Source organism: Leifsonia sp. McL0618 (genome assembly GCF_049994905.1).
Classification (GTDB): Bacteria; Actinomycetota; Actinomycetes; order Actinomycetales; family Microbacteriaceae; genus Diaminobutyricibacter.
This window is the reverse complement of sequence record NZ_CP188258.1, coordinates 4,026,565-4,047,488: the sequence shown is the minus strand read 5'-3', so window position 1 is coordinate 4,047,488 and position 20,924 is coordinate 4,026,565. Positions and strand designations below refer to the sequence as shown.

The following is a 20,924-nucleotide window of genomic DNA, read 5'->3' as shown; positions in this document are numbered from 1 at the left end:
AATTGTCACTACGAATCGGAATCGTCGGCTTCGGGGCCCGCGCCTCACTCTGGCGTGAGGTCGTGGCGCCGGGCAACGATGCGGTGATCGCCGCCGTCTGGGATCCGGCCGAGCGCGCGCAGCGCAGCGTCGCCGAGGAACTCCCCGACGCGAAGATCGCCAGCTCGCTCGGCGACCTGCTGCACTCGGACATCGACGCGGTGATGGTGCTCTCGCCGGACTTCACACACGCCGAGGTGGCCATCGCAGCGTTGCGGGCGGGCGTTCCCGTGTTCTGCGAGAAGCCGCTGGCGATCACCGCTGCGGATGCCGACCGCATCCTGGAGACGGCCCGCGAGACCGGAACGCGACTGTACGTCGGCCACAACATGCGGCACCTTCCTCTGGTGCGCACGATGCGCGACATCATCCGCTCCGGCAGGATCGGCGAGGTCAAAGCGATCTGGTGCCGCCACTTCGTCGGCAACGGAGGCGACTTCTACTTCAAGGACTGGCACGCCGACCGCACCAAGTCGACCGGCCTGTTGCTGCAGAAGGGCGCACACGACCTGGATGTGATCCACTGGCTGGCCGACTCGCGCACGGAGACGGTCGTCGGGATGGGCGGACTGACCGTCTATGGCGACATCACCGATCGCCGCGACCGCTCTGAGGAGCGCATGGGCGAGTGGATCAGCCACGACAACTGGCCGCCGAGCACGCTCACGGGACTGAACCCCGTCGTTGATGTCGAAGACGTCTCGATGATGCTCATGCAGCTGGAGAACGGCGTCTACGCCAGCTACCAGCAATGCCACTTCACCCCGGACTACTGGCGCAACTACACCGTCATCGGTACCGAGGGCCGCATCGAGAACTTCGGCGACGGCGACGGCGGAGTGATCAAGGTCTGGACGACGCGCGGCGACTACACCGAACCGGATGAGGTCGTCCCGATCCCCGCGGCCGAGGGCGGACACGGGGGAGCGGACAGTGCGCTCGTCGCCGAATTCCTCCGATTCGTTCGCGAGGGTGGCGCAACCGAGACATCGCCGGTCGCGGCACGGGATGCGGTGGCGGCAGGTGAGGCGGCGACGATCTCGCTGCGCACCGAAAGCCGGTTCATCCGCATCCCCGCCGTGTCGGCCGACATCGAGCAGTACTTCGAGCTGCAGTCATGAGCGAGGCGGCCGGCGACACGATCGTCGACGTCCGGGTCGTGCTGGAGCGCATCCCGGCCGCGTCGCCGCCGTTCGTGTGGCGCAACGGCCTGCCCGGTTCCGGTCCTGCGACGACCGGCGGATGGCTTGTCATCACGACGGAGTCGGGGGTGCGCGGTTACGCCCAGTGCGCGCGGGGCATCATCCTGCAGGACCTGGTGGAGCGCCGGCTCCGCGATGAGCTCATCGGTGCGGACGCGCTCGCCCGCGAATGGCTCTGGCACCGCATGTGGGAGCTCGACCGCATCGAGGAGTTCCCGATCTACATCCTCGGACTCGTCGACATCGCCCTCTGGGACATCGCGTCGAAGCAGGCCGGGCTCCCCCTTCACCGGCTGCTCGGTTCGTATCGGGATGCGCTGCCCGCGTATGCGTCGACGACCACGTTCAGGGACATCCCGGAATACCTCGACGTCGCCGACCAATGCCTGGAGCTCGGGTATCACGCGATCAAGCTGCACGCCTGGGGCGACGTGAAGCGCGACGCCGGCCTGTCCCAGGCGCTGCGCGACCACGTCGGCCCCGACATCGACCTGATGTATGACGGGTCCGCTGGATTCGACCTGCACGACTCCGTCTACCTCGGCAGGGCGCTCGCCGAAGCGGGCTACCGCTGGTACGAGGAGCCGATGCGTGAGTTCAGCATCACGGCGTACAAGCGCCTGGCCGAGCAGGTGGACATTCCCCTCCTCGTCGCCGAGACGAGCGATGGTGTCCACATGAACACCGCCGATTTCATCGCATCGGGATGCGCGGGCGCGGTGCGCACGGGAGCCACGCTGAAGGGTGGTGTGACCGGTGCCCTGCGTATCGCGCACCTCGCCGAGGCGTTCAACCTGCGTGCCGAGATCCACGCGGGCGGCCCGGTGAATGTCCAGCTCGCGATGAGCATCCCGAACACGACCTATTTCGAGTCCCTCATGACCCGGAACCCGGTGGTGCGGGAGGCGGCGGTCCATGCGGACGGGTACGTTCGTGCCGGCGACGCGGTCGGCGTGGGCTGGGAGGCGACGTGGGGCGACGCGGGCGCGCCGGAGACCAGGGGCTGACAGGTGACCGACCTGACGGCCGGCGACAAGAGGGCCCTCGCGATCGCGATGTGGGACTTCTCCTGGCTCGAGCGGCGCTGGCCCGGTGGCGGCTACGAGGACTGGGAGCACGCGCTCGACGGACTGGTCGAACGCGGCTACGACGTCGTCAGGATCGACGCGTATCCCCACCTCGTCGCCGCGGATCCGACCGCGGGTTTCACGCTCATCCCGGCCTGGGTCATGCACCACTGGGGCAGCCCGGTCGAGGTGACCGTGTCGCCCATGCCCGCGCTGGTCGACTTCATCCGGCTGGCGGATGCCCGTGGCCTGAAGGTCGCATTGTCGACCTGGTTCCGCCAGGACGTCGCCGACACACGCATGGAGATCGACGGGCCCGATGCGCTCGCCGCCGTCTGGATCGCAACGCTCGACCACATCCGCGACGCCGACCTGCTCGACGCGATCTGGTACGTGGACCTCTGCAACGAATGGCCGCAGCTGTTCTGGGCGCCCTTCACCGTTCCGGGAGGCGAAGAAGGAACGGATGACATGCTCCGCACCTCGCCGGAGGGCCGGATCTGGACGAATCATTCACTCGCCCGGGTTCGCAGGGCGTATCCGGACATCCCGTTGTGCTTCTCGATCTCCGCACAGTTCGACACGGTCCTCGCCGAGGACGTCTCTCAGTACGATCTGCTCGAACCGCACGTCTGGATGGTGCTCGCGGGTCCCCGACGCTTCTACGACGAGCTCGGCTACGACGGTCGCGACCCCGGGCAGTATGCGCTGCTCGCCGATTCGGCCGAGAAGCTCTACCGGTCCAGTCCGGCCCAGTGGCGCACGCAACTCTCGAACCTGATCACCGACATGGCGGACTGGTCGCGCTGGCGCAACCTGCCGCTCGTGACCAGCGAGGCGTGGGCGATCGTGCGCTGGAAGGACGGCCCGGGCCTCGACTGGGGCTGGGTGAAGGAACTCTGCGAATTCGGCGTCGACGAGGCCATCAGGCATGACCGCTGGCGGGGGATCGCGACGAGCAACTTCTGTGGCCCGCAATTTAAAGGGATGTGGGATGACGTCGCGTGGCACCGCGCACTGACCGCGCGCATCCACGGCCAGGAACCGCTCGAGCCCGCTTCACGCGGAGACCACCGTGGACATCCCGCCGTCATCGATGCTTGACTGTGCAGGTGGCCTCCCTTACGCCGGTCGACCCGCCGCACCTGCCGCGCAGCCCTGCTTTCGCGCAGGGGATGATCGCTCCTGCCGGCCCGATCCTCTACGTCGGCGGCCAGAACGGCACGGATGAGGCGGGCACACTTCTCGAGGGACTCGGCGCCCAGACCGAGCGGGCCCTGCGCAACCTGCTCGCCGTTCTCGCCGAGGCGGGCACCGACGCCGACCATGTCGCAAAACTGACGATCTATCTGGCGGCCGGCATTGATCCGACGGACGCCTACGCGGCGACCCGTTCGGTCTGGGGCGACCACCGCACAGCGGTCACGGTGCTCGCCGTGAGCCCGGCGCGTCCGGGCGCGCTCGTCGAGATCGACGCGGTCGCGGTGATCCCCGAAGCGCCGTGAGCGTGAGGTGCCGTCGTCCCAGTACCCGTCGTCCGCGTACTCAGACGTCCTCGGTGAGGCAGATGTAGTTGCCTTCGCTGTCCCGGAACCACGCCGCTCGGGAGTCGCCCTCCATCGCGACGCCGTTCTCGGTCTTCAGTCCGGGGAAGTCGTAGTCCTCGAACGTGACTCCGTTCGCGCGGAGCTGGGCCATGTCGGATTCGAACGAGTCGGTGATGAAACACATCTGTGTGTTCTGGGCGGTCCCTGCGTTGCCGGTCTCATAGATCTCGAAAACCGAGCCGGACGCGAGCCGGTAGCGGAGGTTGCCTCCGTCTGCCTCGGCGGGGTCGTAGCCGAGGGCGGTGTGATAGAACTCCTGCGCGCGTTTGAGATCGGATGCGGGCAGTACTGCGTGTGCCTGGGTGAGCATGGGGAACGCCTCCTTGTGGCGTGGTACAGCGGTGGGTGGGAAGCATCCGTCCGTGACGCGATCGAGGCGTCGTGCCGGGTGACGGCGACGATGTGCTTCCGCTTGTGGGAGTTCGGCCCCGGGGCGATTCGCCGGTGGGCCGCTTCTCCTCGTCCGTCCGATCCGGATGGCCCGGATGACAGGCGCTGTGGATGCCTGTCACTCTACGCCGCGTGCGCCCCGCCGCGCCGGTCGATGTGGGCGGTCGATGTGGGCCGGTCGACGCGGGCCGAGCGTGACCCCTGCGGTCGAGCGTGCCTCGCGCGACGGGCACGCTCGACCTGAACAGGCCGGCTCGGGCGGCTACCCGCTCAGCTGTAGTCGGCCGTGACAGTGCGCGTGCGGCCGTCGAGCCGCATCCGACCGCCGTACGGCAGGATCCACTGCGGGCGCGTGTGACCGAACGGCACCCCGACACAGACGACCGCATCCGGGTTGTAGCGGGCGATCTCGCTGGTGACCGCATCCCGTTGGGCCGCACGAAGGCGTGCGCGTTCGTCCGGCGGCGGCACGGAGACGGGTGTGCTGACGGGCGGCCGCGCGACGATGACGCCGTCGACGGCGGAGAGGATGCCCCGCTCGCCGAGCGCGCGGACCCACCGCTTCACCCAGTCGGCCGGCGGCACCTCCTCGCTCGTCTCGAGCATCAGGATGGTCCCCTGGAGATCATTGAGCGACGGCAGCCGGTCGGCCATGGCCAGCTGGTCGATGACCTCGATGCATCCGCCCCACGTCTGACCCGCGATCTCTCGCTCCGGGCCGGCCCAGGTCCAGGGCGCGGTGGGCTCCCGCTCGCCGAACTCGACGAGTGCGCGCGGCGACAGCCAGTCGGGGCCGAAGTCCTCCGATTCGCCGGGCTCCACGATCTGATGTTCCCCGCCCGTGAACAGCGCCGCCCGCAGCGACGCGAGATGGACGGGGTCGACGCCGGGCCCGGCGCCGAAGTGCACCTGGGTCGAGCCGCCGTAGTATCCGGCGATCCCGAGCGACCACAGCCGGTTCAGGAGGTTGGTGTTGTCGCTGTAGCCGAGGAAGATCGTCGGGTTCGCCGCGACGACCTCCGCGTCCAGGTGCGGGATCACCGTGATCTGGTCGTCGCCGCCGATGGTCGCGAGGACCGCGCGGATGTCCGGGTCGGCGAACGCCGCCGTGATGTCGGCAGCCCGGTCTTCGGCGCTCGCGCCGAGTCTGCGCGTCGTCGGGTACTCGACGGGAACGAGTCCCGTCAGCTCGATGAGGCGGCGCATGGCCTGCTCGTGCACGGCTGGCGCAAAGCCGGGCGCCGCGAACGCGGGAGACAGTACGGCGACGCGATCGCCGGGCGAGAGCTTGGGTGGGGATGCCGGTCTGCGGTCCGCGGTCATCCATCCATTCAACCAGCGAGGCTCCGCGAAGTCTTGACCGGAATAATGTTAGTGACTAACATCAGGTCGTGACCACGAAACGGGAACAGACACGGGAGCGGCTGCTGGCCTCCGCGCTCGAGCTCTTCAGGTCCGAAGGGTACGACGCGACGAGCGTTGCCGAGATCGCGCGCGCGGCCGGCGTCACCGAGATGACGTTCTTCCGTTACTTTCCGTCGAAGCAGAGCCTGCTCGTCGACGACCCGTACGATCCGCTGATCGGCGAGGCGATCAGCCGCCAGCCCACCCACCTGGACCCGCTCACGCGGGCCGCTCGCGGCATCCGGGATGGCTGGCGCAGCCTGCCGGAGCCGTCCGGCGACGAGGTCAGGTCGCGCCTGCGCATCGTCGCTGCAACGCCGAGCCTGCGCGCCACCCTGACGCGAGGGTCGGCGGAGACCGAAGCGGTCATCGCCGAGGCACTGACGACAGACGAGACGCCGCATCGCACAGCGCAGATCGCCGCCTCCGCCGTCATGAGCGCGCTCAGCACGGCGCTGCTCCAATGGAGCGTGACCGACAGTGAACCGCTGGGCTCCGCCATCGAAGCCGCCGCCGACCTGCTCGAGGATCGCCATGGCTGAGAGCGCGATCGAAGCGCGTGGACTCACACGCCTCTTCGACGAGACGGCAGGCGTTCGTGGGGTCGACCTCGTGGTTCGACCCGGGGAGATCCATGCGCTCGTCGGCCTGAACGGAGCGGGAAAGACCACGCTCATGCGCTTGCTGCTCGGGATGCTGCGGCCGGCATCCGGGTCCGTCACGATCGAGGGCCGCGCCCTCGCGCATGCCGAATGGGCCGCCGTCGGGCACCTGGTCGAGTATCCGCTGGCCTACGGGGAGCTCACTGTGCGGCAGAACCTCGCACTCGGCGCCCGGCTGCACGGCGTGCCGGGGCGGAGCGTCCCTGCGATGGTCGACGCGGTCCTGGCCGAGCTCAACCTCAGGCAGTACGCGGGGCGCCGTGCGCGCAAGCTGTCGCTGGGCAACCGCCAGCGACTCGGGCTGGCGTCGGCCCTCCAGCATGGCCCGCGCATCATCGTGCTCGACGAGCCGACCAACGCGCTCGACCCTGCCGGGGTCATCCTGCTGAGGGAGGCACTGCTGCAACGCGCGGCCGCCGGTGCGGGCATTCTCGTGAGCAGCCACCACCTCGATGAGGTCGCACGCATCGCCGACCGGATCTCGGTCATCAACCAGGGGCGCCTCATCGGTTTCCTCGACCCGCACGGCGTCGACATCGAGCGCTCGTTCTTCGGCCTCGTCCTGGCCGACGACAGGGGCGCGGCATGATCGCGGCCTGGGTGACCGAGTGGGCGAAATTCTGGCGCTCGACGGTGGTGCGGGCGACGACCATCCTCACGGTGCTGGCCATCTCGCTGATCTGCTCGACCCTGCTGCTGGCGGTCGGAACGACCAACAAGCAGCTGGCCGCGAAACTCGGCCCGATCGCCGACCCGGGGGGCTGGGTCGGCTATTTCGGGGCGGCGGCGCAGGTGACCGCCGCCGGCAGCATCGTCGGCTTCGGCGTCGTGCTGAGCTGGATGTTCGGTCGCGAGTTCGCGGACGGCACCATCACCGGCCTGTTCGCACTCCCCGTCTCCCGCCCGACGATCGCCGCCGCGAAGGTCGCCGTCTATGCGGTGTGGGCGGTGTTCGTGAGTGTGGTGCTCGTGCTGGCGCTCATCGTCTTCGGCCTGCTGTTCGGCCTTGGGCCGGTCACTCCGGATGCGCTTCCCGCGATGGGCAGGCAGGTCATCCTCGCGCTGACGACCGCGGCGATCGCGGCACCGGTCGGCTGGGCAGCGACCCTCGGGCGATCCGTGCTCACCGGCATCGCGACGGCGATCGGCATCCTCGTGGTCGCACAGGTGGCGGTGATCGCGGGAGCCGACGGGTGGTTCACGCTCTCGGCGCCCGGCCTCTGGGCGGTCAGTAACGGGACCCAGGTCTCGCCGCTGCAGCTGGTGCTCGTCGTACCGCTCATGCTGGTCAGCTTCGCGGTGACGCTCCTCTCGTGGAAGCGGCTGCAGCTCGACCGGTAGGCGCCGAGCGTGACACCTGCGGTCGAGCGTGCCACCTGCGGTCGAGCGTGACACCTGCGGTCGAGCGTGACACCTGCGGTCGAGCGTGACACCTGCGGTCGAGCGTGACACCTGCGGTCGAGCGTGACACCTGCGGTCGAGCGTGCTTCGCGCAACCGGCACGCTCGACCGCAACGAGCCGGGTCGACGTGAGCACCGCATCCGTCGCCGCGAGCCGCGCCGCATTCATCGAGCCGAGGCCTGAATCCGAGAAGAATCTACTGTTGGATTCGATCAATCGCGGCGCCTAGCATCGAAGAGGGGATGTCAGGATGCTCCACTCGAGAGGAACGCAATGCAGTTCAGGTATTTGGGCCGGTCCGGATTCAAGATTTCGGAGATCACGTACGGAAACTGGCTGACGCACGGCTCGCAGATCGAGAACGACACCGCGACCGCGTGTGTTCGAGCCGCACTGGATGCCGGCATCTCCACGTTCGACACCGCCGACGTCTACGCGAACACGGCCGCTGAGACCGTGCTCGGCGCCGCGCTGAAGGGCGAGCGCCGTCAGTCGCTCGAGATCTTCACCAAAGTGTTCGGCCCCACCGGCCCAAAAGGCCACAACGATGTCGGGCTGTCGCGCAAGCACATCCTCGAATCGATCGACGGATCGCTGGGCCGCCTGCAGACCGACTACGTCGACCTCTACCAGGCGCACCGCTTCGACTACGAGACGCCGCTCGAGGAGACGATGCAGGCTTTCGCCGACATCGTGCGCCAGGGCAAGGCGCTCTACATCGGGGTGAGTGAGTGGACGTCCGAGCAGCTGCGCGCCGGTGCTGCGCTCGCCAAGGAGTTGAACATCCAGCTCATCTCGAACCAGCCCGAATACTCCGCGCTGTGGCGGGTCATCGAGGGCGAGATCGTGCCGACCTCGCAGGAGCTCGGCATCTCCCAGATCGTCTGGTCGCCGGTCGCGCAGGGCGTGCTCACCGGAAAGTACCTGCCCGGCCAGCCGCATCCTGAGGGCAGTCGCGCCACCGACGAGCGCGGCGGCGCCGGCGCGGTCAAGCGCTTCCTGACGGATGACGTGCTCACCCGCGTGCAGAACCTCGCGCCGATCGCACGCGAACTCGACCTCACCCTCGCCCAGCTCGCCGTCGCCTGGGTGCTGCAGAACGACAACGTGGCGACCGCGATCATCGGGGCTTCCCGGCCGGAGCAGGTCGTGGAGAACGTGAAGGCGTCGGGCGTCACCATCCCGGACGAGCTCCTGGCTCGTATCGACGAGGTGCTCGGCGACGTGGTCGAGCGCGACACCTCCCGCACCTCGGAGCGCTCGCCGGCCACCCGCGAGGCCTGAGCCCGGCCCGCACCTCGGAGCGCTCGCCGGCGACCCGCGCAAACGCATTCCCCACGACGGCCCCGCAGGGTACAGGCTGTAGGTGTGCCGGCTCCTGCGCGCCAGGATGCGGGCCGTCGTGAGGAAGGGGCCGTCGTGAGGAAGGTTGACGCGATGCGCGACACCACCACCACCGCCACCATCACCTTCGACGGGTGCGTCCGGCGCATACGCGATGGCGACCTCACAGCGATCGAAGCGGCCGACCTCCTCATCGCCGAGCTGTCCGAGAGTGAGCTCCTCGGACTGCTCGACGGTGACACCGGAACGCTCGGGATGGTGCGGATCCCCGCAATGATCAAGTCCGGTCCGGTCGTCGGCGGAGCCGTCGCGCGGCTCGGCATCCCTGGCGTGCGTTTCAGTGACGGCCCGCGCGGCGTCGTCATCGGACCGTCGACCGCGTTCCCTGTCACGATCGCGCGCGCCGCGAGCTGGGATCCCGATCTCGAGCAGGAGATCGGCACGGCCATCGGCCTCGAGTCCCGCGCCCAGGGCGCCAACTACTCGGGCGCGGTCTGCATCAACCTCCTTCGGCACCCGGCCTGGGGCCGCGCCCAGGAATGCTACGGCGAAGACCCCGTGCTGACGGGGCGGATGGGCGTCGCGCTGACCAACGGGCTGCGCCCGAACGTCATGGCGTGCGTCAAGCATTTCGCTCTCAACTCGATGGAGAATGCGCGTTTCACGGTCGATGTGACCGTCGACGACCATGCGCTGCACGAGGTGTACCTCCCGCATTTCAAAGCGGTCGTGGATGCGGGGGTCGACTCGGTCATGAGCGCCTACAACTCGGTCAACGGCGCATTCATGGATGTGAACCCGGTTCTGCTCACCGACGTGCTTCGCGACGAGTGGGGCTTCCAGGGTTTCGTCACGAGCGATTGGATGTTCGGCACCCACGACGGTGTCGCGAGCCTCGAAGCGGGCATGGATGTCGAGATGCCTCTGCGGCTGCGGCGGGCGAGGGAACTCCCGCCTGCGCTCAAGGATGGCCGTCTGTCTCGCGAGACCGTCATCCGTTCGGCCCGCCGCATCCTGCGCACCACACTCGAACACGTCGCGACGCGAAATGCGACCGAGCCTTCGGTCGACGTGCTCGCCGGCGCATCGCACCGTGAGCTCGCACGCCGGGCCGCCGCGCGGGGGATGGTGCTGCTCAAGAACGACCCCGTCGACGGGGCGCCGGTGCTGCCGCTCGCGCCGTCCATCACGCGGCTTGCGGTGATCGGAGGGCTGGCCGACCAGGCCAACCTGGGAGACCACGGATCGTCGCTGGTGCACCCCCCGAGCACCAGCCCTCCGATCGAGGGGTTACGCGAAGCGCTTCCCGATGTCGAGCTGTTGCACGTGGACGGCTCGGACGTCGACGAGGCCGTCGCGGCAGCAGCGCAGGCGGATGCCGTGCTCGTCGTCGTCGGGATGAACTACGACGACGAGGGCGAACGTGTCGTGAACGAAGACATCGACCTCGCCGTGCTCGGGTTTCCGTTCAACTTCAGGCCGTTCACCTGGCTGATGGGCAAGTTCGCGACGATGCGAAGCCAGTTCGGGCGTGGAGGCGACCGCGAGATCCTCACCCTGCACCCCGAAGACGAGACCCTGATCGCCGCCATCGCGGCAGCGAACCCACGCACCGCGGTCGTGCTGATCGGCGGGAGTGCCATCATCGTCGAGGCCTGGCGTGCGAAGGTCCCGGCCATCCTGCACGCCTGGTATCCCGGTATGGAAGGCGGCCGCGCACTCGCCGACGTGCTCACCGGCGCAGTCGAGCCGGGTGGCCGGCTGCCGGTCGCCATCCCCACGGATGCGGCGCACCTGCCCGAATTCGAAGCGGAGGCGAGCTCAGTCGTCTACGACGCGTGGTGGGGCCAGCGCAAGCTCGACCGCGACGGCAATGCCGCGGCTTTCCCGTTCGGGTTCGGGCTCGGCTACACGACTTTCGAGCAGGAGCTCCTCGACCATGAGGCGACGGAGACCACCGGCACCGCCCGCGTGAGCGTGCACAACACAGGGGAGCGTGCGGGGTCGACCGTCGTGCAGGTCTATGCCGTCGACACCCAGGCGGCGCGGCCGGTGCCCCAGCTCGTCGGATTCCGGCGCGTCGAGCTCGACGCCGGGGCCGAGACGATCGTCGACGTCAGCCTCGACCTCACCCCTGTGCGCGAACGCGACCCCGGCACGCGAAGCTGGTCGCGTCGCCCGGGTTCGTGGGCGATCGTCGCCGCACCATGCAGCCCGGCCGGCGTCGACGGAGCGCAGGAGCTGAGCATCCGGGTGCGGTGACGTGGGCGTGGCCGCCGGTTGGGGCGCGCATGTCGAAATCAGGCCATCCCGTTCGACGTAGTGGTGAGACAGAATCGTCGTAAGGAAAGGTCGTTCGCATGCGCACACTGATCGTCACCGAATTCATCACCGTCGACGGAGTCATCGACTCGCCAGGCGGGGGAGGTCATCCGCGTGCCGGGTGGACGTTCACGGCCGTGCCGTTCGTCGCCGAGGCCTACGAGATCAAGGGCCGGGAGCAGGTCGAGGCCGGAGCCATGCTGATGGGGCGCGTCAGCTACGACGAGTTCGCGCCGATCTGGCCGACGATGGCCGAGTTCGCCGAGTACAACGCGATGCCCAAATACGTGGTCTCGAACACGCTCACCGATCCCGAATGGAACAACACCTCCGTCATCCACTCGCTGGATGACGTTGCGCGCCTCAAAGAATCCGATGGCGGCAACATCATCGTGCACGGCAGCGCCACCCTCGCGCAGGGACTGGCGGATGCCGGGCTCGTCGACCGCTATCACCTGCTGGTCTTCCCGCTCCTGCTCGGTGACGGCAAGCGGCTGTTCGGCGGCGGAGAAGCCACCACGAACCTGAAGGTCGTGGAGCAGGAGACCTATTCCAACGGTATGGTCAAGCTCGTCTACGACGTGGTCCGCTGAGCGTCGGCTTGGTGCAGTGCCCGAACCGGCGGCCTGCATCTTGTCCGCTCCGACGAGGCCGGGACTGCGAGACGGACATAGCGTGATGCCAACAGCAGCGGATCGACTTCGTGCGAAGGGACGACCCGCTGCTGTTTTTCCGGAACGTCGCGTGCTAGGAGACAGCCCGTGCGTACCGTTCGCCGAGCGCCCGCAGGTGCGCGACGAGCTCGGCCGGCTCACTGACGTGGAAGTCGCGCCCGAGCAGCCCGATGTAGAGCGCGATGGTCTCGTACATGTCGGCCCCGGTGATCAGTACTGAGGTGTCGTCGTCGACCACTTCCACGACGCCGACGGCCGGGTTGATGCGCGCGACGACGTCGTCCGCCGGAGCGAAGACGGTGATGCGGGCCGTCACTTTCCAGCCGGCCGCTGCAACGTCGCGCTGCACGAACCCGACCAGGCCGCCGTCGGGAAACGGTCGCTGTTCGAACGGCCGGTATGTCGGCGGTTTCGGCTGGATGTTGTCGACACGAAAGGTCGACCAGCGCTCGTCGTGCAGGTCCCACGCCGCCAGGTACCAGCGGCGGTTCCAGTTGACGAGCCGGTAGGGCTCCACCAGCCGTGCGCTTCCCGAGTAGTCGAAACGCAGCCAGTGGGCATCCCGAACCGCGGATGCGACAGCGGCGAGCACGGTCGCCGGCACGGGTGCTTCCGGTTCGACGCCGGCCGCGTCGCGTTGTACGGTCTCCGTCGCATCCCTCAACGCCGTCACCTGCGCACGCAGGCGCGAGGGGAGCACCTGCTCCATCTTGGTGAGAGCGCGCCTCGAACTCTCCTCGATGCCTTCGATCGATCCGGAGGAGGTGACGGTGAGTCCGACCGCGATGGCGACCGCTTCGTCGTCGTCGAAGAGGAGCGGCGGCAGGTCGGCGCCGGCTCCGAGCCGATAGCCGCCGGCCGGTCCGCGCGTCGCCTCGATGGGGTACCCGAGCTCCCGCAGCCGGTCGATGTCGTTGCGCACGGTCCGGGCGCCGACGCCGAGACGTTCGCTCAGCTCCGGGCCGCCCCAGGAGGGCCGCGATTGCAGCAGTGACAGCAGCGTGAGCAACCGGGATGACGTCTGCAGCATTTCTTCAGAATGCCACGGAATTGAGGAAAGAACCGTTCCGCATCTCCTCATAGCGTGCAGTTATGACAAACACCGACACCATCACCGCCATCCGCCCCTTCACCATCGACGTGCCGCAGGCCGACCTCGATGACCTCCAGTACCGCCTTGCACACACCCGCTACCCGCTCGAAGCTCCCGGCGACGACTGGGTGTACGGCGCACCCGTCAGCTTCGTCAAGGAGTTCGTCGACTACTGGCAGCACGAGTACGACTGGCGGGCGCAGGAGGAGCGCATCAACGGGTTCCCCCAGTTCACGACCGAGATCGACGGCCAGACGATTCATTTCATCCACGTCGTCTCGCCGGAGCCGAACGCATTGCCGCTCATCCTCACGCACGGCTGGCCGAGCTCGTTCGCCGACTACCTGGACATGATCGGTCCGCTCACCGACCCGGTCGCCTACGGCGGCAAGGCAGAGGATGCGTTCACTGTCGTCATCCCGTCGATGCCCGGCTTCGGTTTCAGTGGCCAGACCCACGAGCGCGGCTGGACGATGGCCCGCATCGCACAGACCTGGGACACGCTCATGAAGCGACTCGGCTACGACCGCTACGGCGCTCACGGCACCGACGGCGGCGCGCAGGTCGGGCGGGAACTCGGGCTTCTGAATCCGGATGGGCTGGTCGGCACCCACGTGCTGCAACTGTTCTCGTTCCCGTCGGGCGACCCCGCCGAGTTCGATAACCTCAGCGAGAAGGACCAGGCCGGGCTCGCCTTCCTCGGTACGTTCCAGGAGCGTGCGGGTTTCTCGGCGGCGATGTCGAGCCGGCCGCAATCCCTCTCGTTCGGGCTGAGCGACTCGCCTGCCGCGCAGCTGGCGTGGAGCGAGCTCCTCGTCGCGTTCGGCGACGGCAGCCTGCTCAGCAAAGACCAGATCCTCACGACGGTCTCGATCTACTGGTTCACCAACACGAGTGCGTCGGCCGCGCGTTCGTACTTTGAGGAGGCGCGCTCCGGCGCGGTGCCGGCGGTCAACCACGCCCCGACGGGCGTCGCCGTGTTCGCGGACGACTTCCGCACGATCCGTCCGTGGGCCGAACGCGACAACTCGAACATCGTCCACTGGAGCGAGTTCGACGCAGGCGGGCACTGGGCGGCTGCAGAGGTTCCCGATGTGCTCACGGGCGACCTGAGGGAATTCTTCGGCGCGCTGCGGTGAGCCATCGCTGAGCCGCGATCACCGGCCCGCACGCAGGTGTCTGCGCGCGGGCCAGTCGTGGGCAATCGTGCGTAATCCGAGGCATGCGGCGGTAGCGGTGCAGGAGGAGGCGCGAGCGCCTTTGCAGCGAGATTCGGCGACTTCTCGAGCCACCGGCCGACGGTCGACTGCGTCGTCATTGGCGTGCGGTATTGGCTGTCGCACGTCGACGAGACGCGCCGAATCAAGCGTGATCGGGGGTTTCGTCCAGTCCTCCACAGGCTGCTCATTTTGAAATCTATCCACAGGTAAATTCCTGATCAGAGGATGTTTATAACCTCGACCGATTGTCGGGGGCTCTGGTTAGGTTGGATCATGACCTTCCCCCGCACCCACGATCTTGACGCGATCATTGCCGCGCTCGAGGGGCTGCGTGCTGTCGAAGCGAACGCGAGCGCGGTGAACGCGAGTGCGGGTTCGGATGCGGGTGCGGCTGCGGCTGCGGGTGCCGTGGCGGATGCGAATGCGCTGGCCCCAGACCCGGACGCGAGAGCAGGGGCCGACGCGGATTGGGGAGTCTGCGCCGACAGCGGAGCGGGATCGCCCGCATTGACTGAAGCGCAGCAACTCGTGCAGGCACTGGCCGCTCTCGGTGCTGTTCGCGCAGCGTTCGACGCCGCAACGTTGCGGTGGATCGCGGCGCTCGACCGGGCTCGTAGTGTCGACCCGGAGACAGATCCGGTGCGGGCGGCCGGGCACAGTGACATCGGCTCGCTGCTGGCGGAGCTGTGGCGAACCAGCTTGCCGGCCGCACGGCAGCTCTGTGCGGTAGCGAGGGCGACTGCACCACGTCACAGCCTGCACGGCGAGGAGTTGCCGGCGGAGTTTCCCGATCTGGCCACAGCATTGTTGGGCCATCCGACGGGCGGCCACTCGACAGCCGACGCCAGCGCCGACGGCGATGCAGAGGGTTCTACTGCAATTGGCGCAGCAGATCCCATCGCATCGGTCGGGCCGCGGGTGTCCGTGGAGCAGGCCGCGGTGATCGTCCGGGAGCTGGCGAAGGCCGGTCCCGGCTGCACGCTCGAGCAGCGTGCGATGGGTGAGCGCGCGCTGGTGGACCACGCACCGGGGTTAACGGTGGAGCAGGTGCGCAAACTCGCGGTGCAGGTGCGGGACCGGCTGGACCAGGACGGCACCGAACCCCGCGAACAGATGCTGCGTCGGCGCCGGTCGCTGACGATCACCACCACCCGCGACGGAATGGCCCACATCAACTGGTACCTCGACCCCGAGTCCGCCGGGCACGTGGTTCCCCAGATCACCGCATACGTCAGCCAGGACTACCGCACGACCGGGGACCAGAAGCAGACGCCCAGTGCCGGGGTGTGTTTCCGGGAAAGTTCCGAACCCGAAGCTTCTGAGGGTGAGACGGCGCCCGACACCGACATTCCCGAGTCGCGCAGTCTGGCGCAGATCCGGTCGGATTGCGCCGTCGAGGTCTTCCGCCACCGGGCCGGCTGCACAACCGGTCTCACCACCCCGCCGGTGACGATGATCGTGCGCGTCAGCCTGGCCGACCTGCGTGCCGGGGCCGGTGCGGCGGAGATCGACGAGATCCCGACTCCGGTATCTGCCGGAACCGCCCGCCGTCTCGCCGCCGACGCCAACCTCATCCCCCTGGTGCTGGGTCGCGGTAGTGAAGTCCTCGACCTCGGCCGCAGCAAACGCCTGTTCAGCCCCGCCCAGAAACACGCCCTCGCCGAACGCGACGGCGGCTGCGCCTGGACCGGCTGCCCGCATCCACCCGCCTACACCCAGGCGCATCACATCCGCTGGTGGGACCGCGACGTCGGCCCGACCGACCTGAACAATGGCATCCTGCTCTGCTCCAACCATCACCACCGGGTCCACGACGACGGCTGGGAAATCAACGTCCGCGACAACACCCCCTGGTTCACCCCACCGGCACACCACGACCCCACCCGCACACCCCGCCGGGGCGGACGCGTCCGCATCCCCGAAAGCGCACCACCATGACGGCGGCCATCGACGTCAGGTGACCCCGACGCTCGCGGATGAGGGGTTCGGCAGCGGTCACGCGGTCGACAGCGGCAGGGCACCGGCAATTTCGACTACGCGACGCGTCGCCGCCGTGCTAACGTCTAAGCGATCGTGACCCGTCGGCAGGAGGTGAGACCCATGAACGCAGTATCCGTATTGGGTGCTCCCCTGCAATCCACGATCGCGCGACTGAGCTAGTCGCCGCCGGGAGCGCCCCACAGGCAATTCGCGAAAGGCGACTCCCATGAACACAACACCTTCTACACCTTCTACACATCCCACACCCCCGCACTCCACCTCGACGACGGGCGCCGACCTGCCGGGGTCCGGTCAGGATCCGCAGATCGACCCCCCAAGCCGGGTTCGCGCTGCGGGCGAGCGAGCACTGGTCCTGGGCGGCGGCGGATCAACAGGCAACGCGTGGCTGATCGGCGTCGTCGCCGGCCTCTACGATGCGGGGCTGGACGTGACAACGGCCGACCTGACCATCGGGACATCCGCCGGATCGACGGCTGCAGCCCAGCTCGGCGGCGCAACCCCGACCGAACTGTATGCCGCCATCGTCGACACGGTTCCCCCACAACGGACCGGCCCGATCGGATCCGACCGGGGACGTTCTCCGAACAGGCCCGTGGTGAACCACCTGGAGAGGTTGAGCACGATCATCGCCTCCGCTGACGATGCGGCAGACATGCGCCGGAGACTGGGCGCGTCGGCCCTCGAAATGGATGCGGCATCCGACGGCTCCTGGTCTCCACAGTGGCGCACCACCGTCGCAGCGCGGCTGCCCAGTCAGCAATGGCCGCAACGAACAATACTCATCACGGCCGTCGATGCCCGAACCGGTGACGCGGTCGTGTTCGACCGACACAGCGGAGTCGACCTTGCCGACGCCATCGCCGCCAGCTGTGCCAGCGGGCTGCCCTACCGGATCGGGGACAACCGCTACCTCGACGGTGGCTACCTGCGCAACGAGAACGCCGATCTGGCAGCAGGGTACGAGCGAGTGTTGGTGCTGTCACCGTTCAGCGGCAAGACATTGCACCCGCTGGAGTGGGGCATGCAGCTCGCGGCGCAGGTCGACGAGCTGCGGGCAGCCGGCAGCAGGGTAGAGACGATCTTCCCTGACGGCAGCTCCGAGCACATGTTCGGTGCCAACGCGATGGATCTGTCGCTGCGGCCAGCCGCGGCCCGGGCCGGCTACGACCAGGGCACCGCCCTTGCCGGTCCGCTCACCGAATTCTGGCGCTGACGTCCGCAACCGATCGGGCTTCTGTGCCTGACATCTGTTCATGCCGCAGAGGCCGATCGGTTGGTCTGGCCTGACTGGCCACACGCGCGGCCCCGGTCAACCCGGTGTGGCGCGCAGCGGTCGGGCCGCGCGGGCCCGGCGTCGGTCGGCGGTGGTGTTGTGCGTGATCGTCCGGCCGCCCGTGATGCCGCGCGCGGCGGTCGGGCCGCGCGAGCCCGGCGTCGCTCAGCCGCCGGTGCCGCGCGAGCCCGGCGTCGGTCAGCCGCCGGTGCCGCGCGAGCCCGGCGTCGGTCAGCCGCCGGTGCCGCGCGTGCTCGTCCGGCCGCCGAAGCCTGCACCACCGCCGAAGCCTGCACCTCCGCCGCCGGCCCCCGTGCCACCACCTGCGAAGCGTGCGGCCCCACCGGCACCCCCACCGAAGCCGGTTGTCGTCGTGCTGGGCAGCGGCGCGGACAGATCGGCGAGTTCGACGAGGTCACCCCGCGCGAGACCGGACGTGACCTGAGTGAAGTCCTGACCCATGGTCCCCACGGTGACCCGTGTCGGTACCAATGAGCCGCCCGAAACCTTGTACACCACGGCCGTCGACCCGTTCTGGTGGATCGCAGACGTGGGAACGGCGAGCACATCGGTCGCGGTGGCCACAGCCACGGAGGCCTGTGCGGGCGCCCCGTTCAGCAGGTGGGCGGACGCATCCTGGAGGTTCACGCTCACCGCATAGGCCGGTGTTGTCGCGTCGGTGGAGACGTTGGTGATGCCGATCGCCGAAACCGCACCGCTGAGCGGCGCGGAAGCCCCGGCGACGGTGACCGTTGCGCGCTGCCCGACCTTCAGTGCGCCGATATGGGTGACAGGAACGGTGGCGCTCATCGACCATCCGCTCGCACCGATCACGGTGATGACATCGGAGGTCGACCCGGCCGGAACGGCTGTGCCGGAGGCCATCGAGACCGCAGCGACGATCCCGTCGACCGGGCTGGTGAGAGTGCCGAGCGCGATGTTCCTTTGCGCGGCCTGAACAGCCGCATTCGCTGCGGTGACGGATGCCTGGTCAGCGAGGATGGTGGCGGCCGTCGCAGGCCCTGCCGTCGACTGGCCGACCGAGCCGCCGGATCCGCCCGAGCCGCCGGATCCGACCGAGGCGACCGATGCGACCGAAGAAACGTATGCAACGACAAGGCTGGAGCTGGACAGCGATGCGGTGCGGATGGTCGGTCCGGTTCCCGAGGTCGAGGTTGTCGCGAGGGAGCGCGCGGCGGATGTTCCCGAACCGGATGTCGACGATCCCGCCGAGGTGCGACCGGCGGCGGATGCGCCGAGGTCGGTCTGCAGTTGGGCGACCGCCGTGTTGAGGTTCGTCGCGGACTGCTGGACGAGTGCCTGCGCGCTCGCGACCGCCTGCTGGTCTGTCTGCAGTGCACTGGTCGCCGCCTGGCAGGTCGCCAGGTCGGCCTGGGCCGGTGCCAGCGGGTCACTAGAAGGAGCGGGAGACGGTGAGGGGCTGGGGCTGGGGCTCGAACCCGGGGCCGGCGACGGCGCGGGAGACGGGGCCGGTGCCGGGGATGCTGCAACCGAGTCGTGGAGGAACGCCGAGCAGGCCGTAGCGGCGGCGGTCTGAGCGGACTGCGCCGTCGACAGGTCTGCGGATGCCTTCTGGGCCGCGTCGAGAAGCGCTGTCTGGGCCGCCTTCACTCGGGCGATGTCGGCGGTCACGGCGGGACTCGTCGAGGACCCGGAGCCACCCGACGAGCCGGACCCGGACCCACCCGACGAGCCGGACCCGGACCCACCCGACGAGCCGGAGCCGGAACCCGACCCCGAACCGGCTCCGGAGCCGGAACCCGATCCGGAACCAGACCCAGATCCCGACCCGGAACCAGACCCAGATCCCGACCCGGACCGGGAGTCGGAACCGGAACCGGAACCGGATCCCGAGCCTGTCCCGAAGCCCGAGCCCGAGCCAGAACCCGAGCCAGAACCCGAGCCAGAACCCGAGCCAGACCCGGACCCAGACCCAGACCCGGTCGTAACGCCCGCCGTCTGCGATGCCAGGTCATCCGCAAGCGTCTGCGACGCCGTCGCAGCGTTCTGCTGCGCGGACTGGAGGGCGCTCTGCAGGCTCGCAGGATCGAGGGTGGCGAGAGTCTGGCCGGCCTTCACATGCTCTCCGGGCTGTGCAGACACGGTCGCGACCGTGCCGGCCACACCGAACGCGAGGTCGTGGCGGGTCGCCGAGGCGATCGTTCCCGACAGCGCCACTGCCTGGCTCACCGTCTCCGGCTGGGCCACCGCGGTGCGGTATGAACCGGCCGGCGCGCTCGCCGCAGCGATGGCCATTCCGCCGCCGACGAGGCAGACGGCGATACCCAGGGCGGTTCCGCCCACGATCAGTCGACGTTTGTTAGGCATTCCCACCACTTGCTCCCGGGGATGACGGGGTGCCGCCGAGGCCGCCGCCGCGACCGAACGGGGTCGTGCATCCGTTCGCACCGGGGTCGGAGACCGTCACCGAGGTTGCTTTCACGGTTCCTGCCGAGTCCGCGGGGCCACGGACCGCCGCGCATTTGCCGACGGTGAGGGCCGCCGACGTGGCCTTGGCGGTGATCGTGAAAGCGGTCGACGGACCGGTTTGCACCGTCTTCGATGACGTCGCGCCGCTCGCATCCTTCACCGAGACTGTGATCGACGATCCGGAGACCGCGGTCACGGCACCGGAGACCGGCGGCGTGAAGGCGCGATTGCGGGGGGCGGATGGCCGCGCCGTCGCCCCGGGGCGAGCCGAGGGCCGTGTGCCCGCGCCTGCGCCTCCGCGGAATCCACCGGTGCAGGCACCGTTGACGGCAGGGGTGATCGCGACGCTGGTGACGGCGCCTCCGGTCGAGGGCGCCGGGGTCGAACCGGCCGTGGTCCCCCCGAAGCTCGACGCGACGACACACCTGCCGACGGTGACATCGGCGATCGAACCCTTGCTCGTCTGCAGCACCGTCGTCGTCGAAGCGACGGTGACCGCCGTCTGTGCCGACTGGCTCTGCACCTGCAACGTGGTTCCGGTCACGGCCGCGATCTGGCCGAAGATGCCGCCGAACCCACCGGCTCCCTGGCCGCCGCCGGCACCCTGCGCGCCGCCCTGCCCGCCGAACTGCCGCGCCTGGGTCGCGGCCGGGGCTGCGGGCGCCGCCGCCGCAGAACAGCCGGCGAGGAGGAGGGCGACACCGACGACGGCCGCACCCAGTGCGAGGCGTCGGGACTTCGTGATCGTGGTTGGCATGGGGTGTTCCGATCTG

At 68.8% G+C, this 20,924-nt stretch carries 18 protein-coding genes; 13 read left to right on the top strand and 5 right to left on the bottom strand.

Translation table 11 applies throughout. The features are described 5' to 3' along the window. Positions 1 to 2: 2 nt before the first annotated feature. The 4 genes from ACPPVQ_RS19400 to ACPPVQ_RS19385 are packed head-to-tail and all read left to right on the top strand — an operon-like array spanning position 3 to position 3,813. Positions 3 to 1,160, top strand: a complete 1,158-nt coding sequence (locus ACPPVQ_RS19400) for a Gfo/Idh/MocA family protein (protein WP_426516991.1) — start codon at positions 3 to 5, stop codon at positions 1,158 to 1,160. Continuing rightward, positions 1,157 to 2,248 carry an enolase C-terminal domain-like protein gene (locus ACPPVQ_RS19395; RefSeq protein WP_426516989.1) on the top strand — a complete coding sequence of 364 codons (1,092 nt, stop codon included), beginning with the start codon at positions 1,157 to 1,159 and terminating at the stop codon, positions 2,246 to 2,248. Before ACPPVQ_RS19400 ends, ACPPVQ_RS19395 begins: the two co-directional genes overlap by 4 nt. Before the next feature lie 3 nt (positions 2,249 to 2,251). Next, entirely contained in the window at positions 2,252 to 3,412 is a 1,161-nt protein-coding gene (locus ACPPVQ_RS19390) for a cellulase-like family protein (protein WP_426516987.1), read from the top strand. Between the two features lie 8 nt (positions 3,413 to 3,420). Further along, positions 3,421 to 3,813, top strand: a complete 393-nt coding sequence (locus ACPPVQ_RS19385; RefSeq protein ID WP_426516985.1) for a RidA family protein — start codon at positions 3,421 to 3,423, stop codon at positions 3,811 to 3,813. 40 nt (positions 3,814 to 3,853) lie between these two features. Here the strand turns inward: ACPPVQ_RS19385 and ACPPVQ_RS19380 are convergent, their stop codons facing one another. Together ACPPVQ_RS19380 and ACPPVQ_RS19375 are read right to left on the bottom strand one after the other, a co-directional pair. Continuing rightward, a complete protein-coding gene (locus ACPPVQ_RS19380; RefSeq protein ID WP_426516983.1) occupies positions 3,854 to 4,225 on the bottom strand; it encodes a VOC family protein in 372 nt (123 codons plus the stop codon). A 350-nt stretch (positions 4,226 to 4,575) separates the two neighbouring features. Continuing rightward, a complete protein-coding gene (locus ACPPVQ_RS19375) occupies positions 4,576 to 5,628 on the bottom strand; it encodes a S66 family peptidase (RefSeq protein WP_426516981.1) in 1,053 nt (350 codons plus the stop codon). 68 nt (positions 5,629 to 5,696) lie between these two features. Between ACPPVQ_RS19375 and ACPPVQ_RS19370 the strand changes: the two genes are divergently transcribed. From ACPPVQ_RS19370 to ACPPVQ_RS19345, 6 genes are all read left to right on the top strand, one after another. After that, positions 5,697 to 6,251 (top strand): TetR/AcrR family transcriptional regulator, encoded by a 555-nt coding sequence (locus tag ACPPVQ_RS19370; protein WP_426516979.1) that lies wholly within the window; start codon positions 5,697 to 5,699, stop codon positions 6,249 to 6,251. Further along, positions 6,244 to 6,960: an ABC transporter ATP-binding protein gene (locus tag ACPPVQ_RS19365; protein ID WP_426516977.1), complete on the top strand. Its 717-nt coding sequence runs from the start codon at positions 6,244 to 6,246 to the stop codon at positions 6,958 to 6,960. Before ACPPVQ_RS19370 ends, ACPPVQ_RS19365 begins: the two co-directional genes overlap by 8 nt. Next, a complete protein-coding gene (locus ACPPVQ_RS19360) occupies positions 6,957 to 7,712 on the top strand; it encodes an ABC transporter permease (RefSeq protein WP_426516975.1) in 756 nt (251 codons plus the stop codon). The genes ACPPVQ_RS19365 and ACPPVQ_RS19360 overlap by 4 nt, the downstream gene beginning before the upstream one ends. Positions 7,713 to 8,046: 334 nt before the next feature. Further along, entirely contained in the window at positions 8,047 to 9,057 is a 1,011-nt protein-coding gene (locus tag ACPPVQ_RS19355) for an aldo/keto reductase family protein (RefSeq protein ID WP_426516973.1), read from the top strand. Positions 9,058 to 9,210: 153 nt separating this feature from the next. Next, on the top strand, positions 9,211 to 11,379 hold the full coding sequence (locus ACPPVQ_RS19350) for a beta-glucosidase (RefSeq protein ID WP_426516971.1): 2,169 nt from the start codon (positions 9,211 to 9,213) through the stop codon (positions 11,377 to 11,379). 98 nt (positions 11,380 to 11,477) lie between these two features. Next, on the top strand, positions 11,478 to 12,032 hold the full coding sequence (locus tag ACPPVQ_RS19345) for a dihydrofolate reductase family protein (RefSeq protein ID WP_426516969.1): 555 nt from the start codon (positions 11,478 to 11,480) through the stop codon (positions 12,030 to 12,032). A gap of 154 nt (positions 12,033 to 12,186) precedes the next feature. On the opposite strand, the gene ACPPVQ_RS19340 is transcribed toward ACPPVQ_RS19345, so the two are convergent. After that, positions 12,187 to 13,143, bottom strand: a complete 957-nt coding sequence (locus ACPPVQ_RS19340) for a helix-turn-helix transcriptional regulator (protein ID WP_426516967.1) — start codon at positions 13,141 to 13,143, stop codon at positions 12,187 to 12,189. Between the two features lie 62 nt (positions 13,144 to 13,205). Between ACPPVQ_RS19340 and ACPPVQ_RS19335 the strand changes: the two genes are divergently transcribed. From ACPPVQ_RS19335 to ACPPVQ_RS19325, 3 genes are all read left to right on the top strand, one after another. Further along, on the top strand, positions 13,206 to 14,345 hold the full coding sequence (locus ACPPVQ_RS19335; protein WP_426516965.1) for an epoxide hydrolase family protein: 1,140 nt from the start codon (positions 13,206 to 13,208) through the stop codon (positions 14,343 to 14,345). 354 nt (positions 14,346 to 14,699) lie between these two features. Next, positions 14,700 to 16,364, top strand: a complete 1,665-nt coding sequence (locus tag ACPPVQ_RS19330) for a DUF222 domain-containing protein (RefSeq protein ID WP_426516963.1) — start codon at positions 14,700 to 14,702, stop codon at positions 16,362 to 16,364. 268 nt (positions 16,365 to 16,632) lie between these two features. Next, positions 16,633 to 17,640 carry a patatin-like phospholipase family protein gene (locus ACPPVQ_RS19325; protein WP_426516961.1) on the top strand — a complete coding sequence of 336 codons (1,008 nt, stop codon included), beginning with the start codon at positions 16,633 to 16,635 and terminating at the stop codon, positions 17,638 to 17,640. A 291-nt stretch (positions 17,641 to 17,931) separates the two neighbouring features. Here ACPPVQ_RS19325 and ACPPVQ_RS19320 read toward each other — a convergent pair whose 3' ends face one another. Both ACPPVQ_RS19320 and ACPPVQ_RS19315 read right to left on the bottom strand, forming a co-directional pair. Continuing rightward, positions 17,932 to 20,049, bottom strand: a complete 2,118-nt coding sequence (locus tag ACPPVQ_RS19320) for an HlyD family efflux transporter periplasmic adaptor subunit (RefSeq protein WP_426516959.1) — start codon at positions 20,047 to 20,049, stop codon at positions 17,932 to 17,934. Further along, positions 20,042 to 20,908, bottom strand: coding sequence for a hypothetical protein (locus ACPPVQ_RS19315; protein ID WP_426516957.1), 867 nt, complete (start codon positions 20,906 to 20,908; stop codon positions 20,042 to 20,044). The genes ACPPVQ_RS19320 and ACPPVQ_RS19315 overlap by 8 nt, the downstream gene beginning before the upstream one ends. Positions 20,909 to 20,924: the final 16 nt, after the last annotated feature.

What these genes read in the sequence shown, in the direction of transcription:
- ACPPVQ_RS19320 (WP_426516959.1), bottom strand. Translation starts at nt 20,049, where the DNA reads ATGCCTAACAAACGTCGACTGATCGTGGGCGGAACCGCCCTGGGTATC.
- ACPPVQ_RS19335 (WP_426516965.1), top strand. Translation starts at nt 13,206, where the DNA reads ATGACAAACACCGACACCATCACCGCCATCCGCCCCTTCACCATCGAC.
- ACPPVQ_RS19355 (WP_426516973.1), top strand. Translation starts at nt 8,047, where the DNA reads ATGCAGTTCAGGTATTTGGGCCGGTCCGGATTCAAGATTTCGGAGATC.
- ACPPVQ_RS19395 (WP_426516989.1), top strand. Translation starts at nt 1,157, where the DNA reads ATGAGCGAGGCGGCCGGCGACACGATCGTCGACGTCCGGGTCGTGCTG.
- ACPPVQ_RS19340 (WP_426516967.1), bottom strand. Translation starts at nt 13,143, where the DNA reads ATGCTGCAGACGTCATCCCGGTTGCTCACGCTGCTGTCACTGCTGCAA.
- ACPPVQ_RS19360 (WP_426516975.1), top strand. Translation starts at nt 6,957, where the DNA reads ATGATCGCGGCCTGGGTGACCGAGTGGGCGAAATTCTGGCGCTCGACG.
- ACPPVQ_RS19330 (WP_426516963.1), top strand. Translation starts at nt 14,700, where the DNA reads ATGACCTTCCCCCGCACCCACGATCTTGACGCGATCATTGCCGCGCTC.
- ACPPVQ_RS19315 (WP_426516957.1), bottom strand. Translation starts at nt 20,908, where the DNA reads ATGCCAACCACGATCACGAAGTCCCGACGCCTCGCACTGGGTGCGGCC.
- ACPPVQ_RS19345 (WP_426516969.1), top strand. Translation starts at nt 11,478, where the DNA reads ATGCGCACACTGATCGTCACCGAATTCATCACCGTCGACGGAGTCATC.
- ACPPVQ_RS19325 (WP_426516961.1), top strand. Translation starts at nt 16,633, where the DNA reads ATGAACACAACACCTTCTACACCTTCTACACATCCCACACCCCCGCAC.
- ACPPVQ_RS19375 (WP_426516981.1), bottom strand. Translation starts at nt 5,628, where the DNA reads ATGACCGCGGACCGCAGACCGGCATCCCCACCCAAGCTCTCGCCCGGC.
- ACPPVQ_RS19380 (WP_426516983.1), bottom strand. Translation starts at nt 4,225, where the DNA reads ATGCTCACCCAGGCACACGCAGTACTGCCCGCATCCGATCTCAAACGC.
- ACPPVQ_RS19350 (WP_426516971.1), top strand. Translation starts at nt 9,211, where the DNA reads ATGCGCGACACCACCACCACCGCCACCATCACCTTCGACGGGTGCGTC.
- ACPPVQ_RS19365 (WP_426516977.1), top strand. Translation starts at nt 6,244, where the DNA reads ATGGCTGAGAGCGCGATCGAAGCGCGTGGACTCACACGCCTCTTCGAC.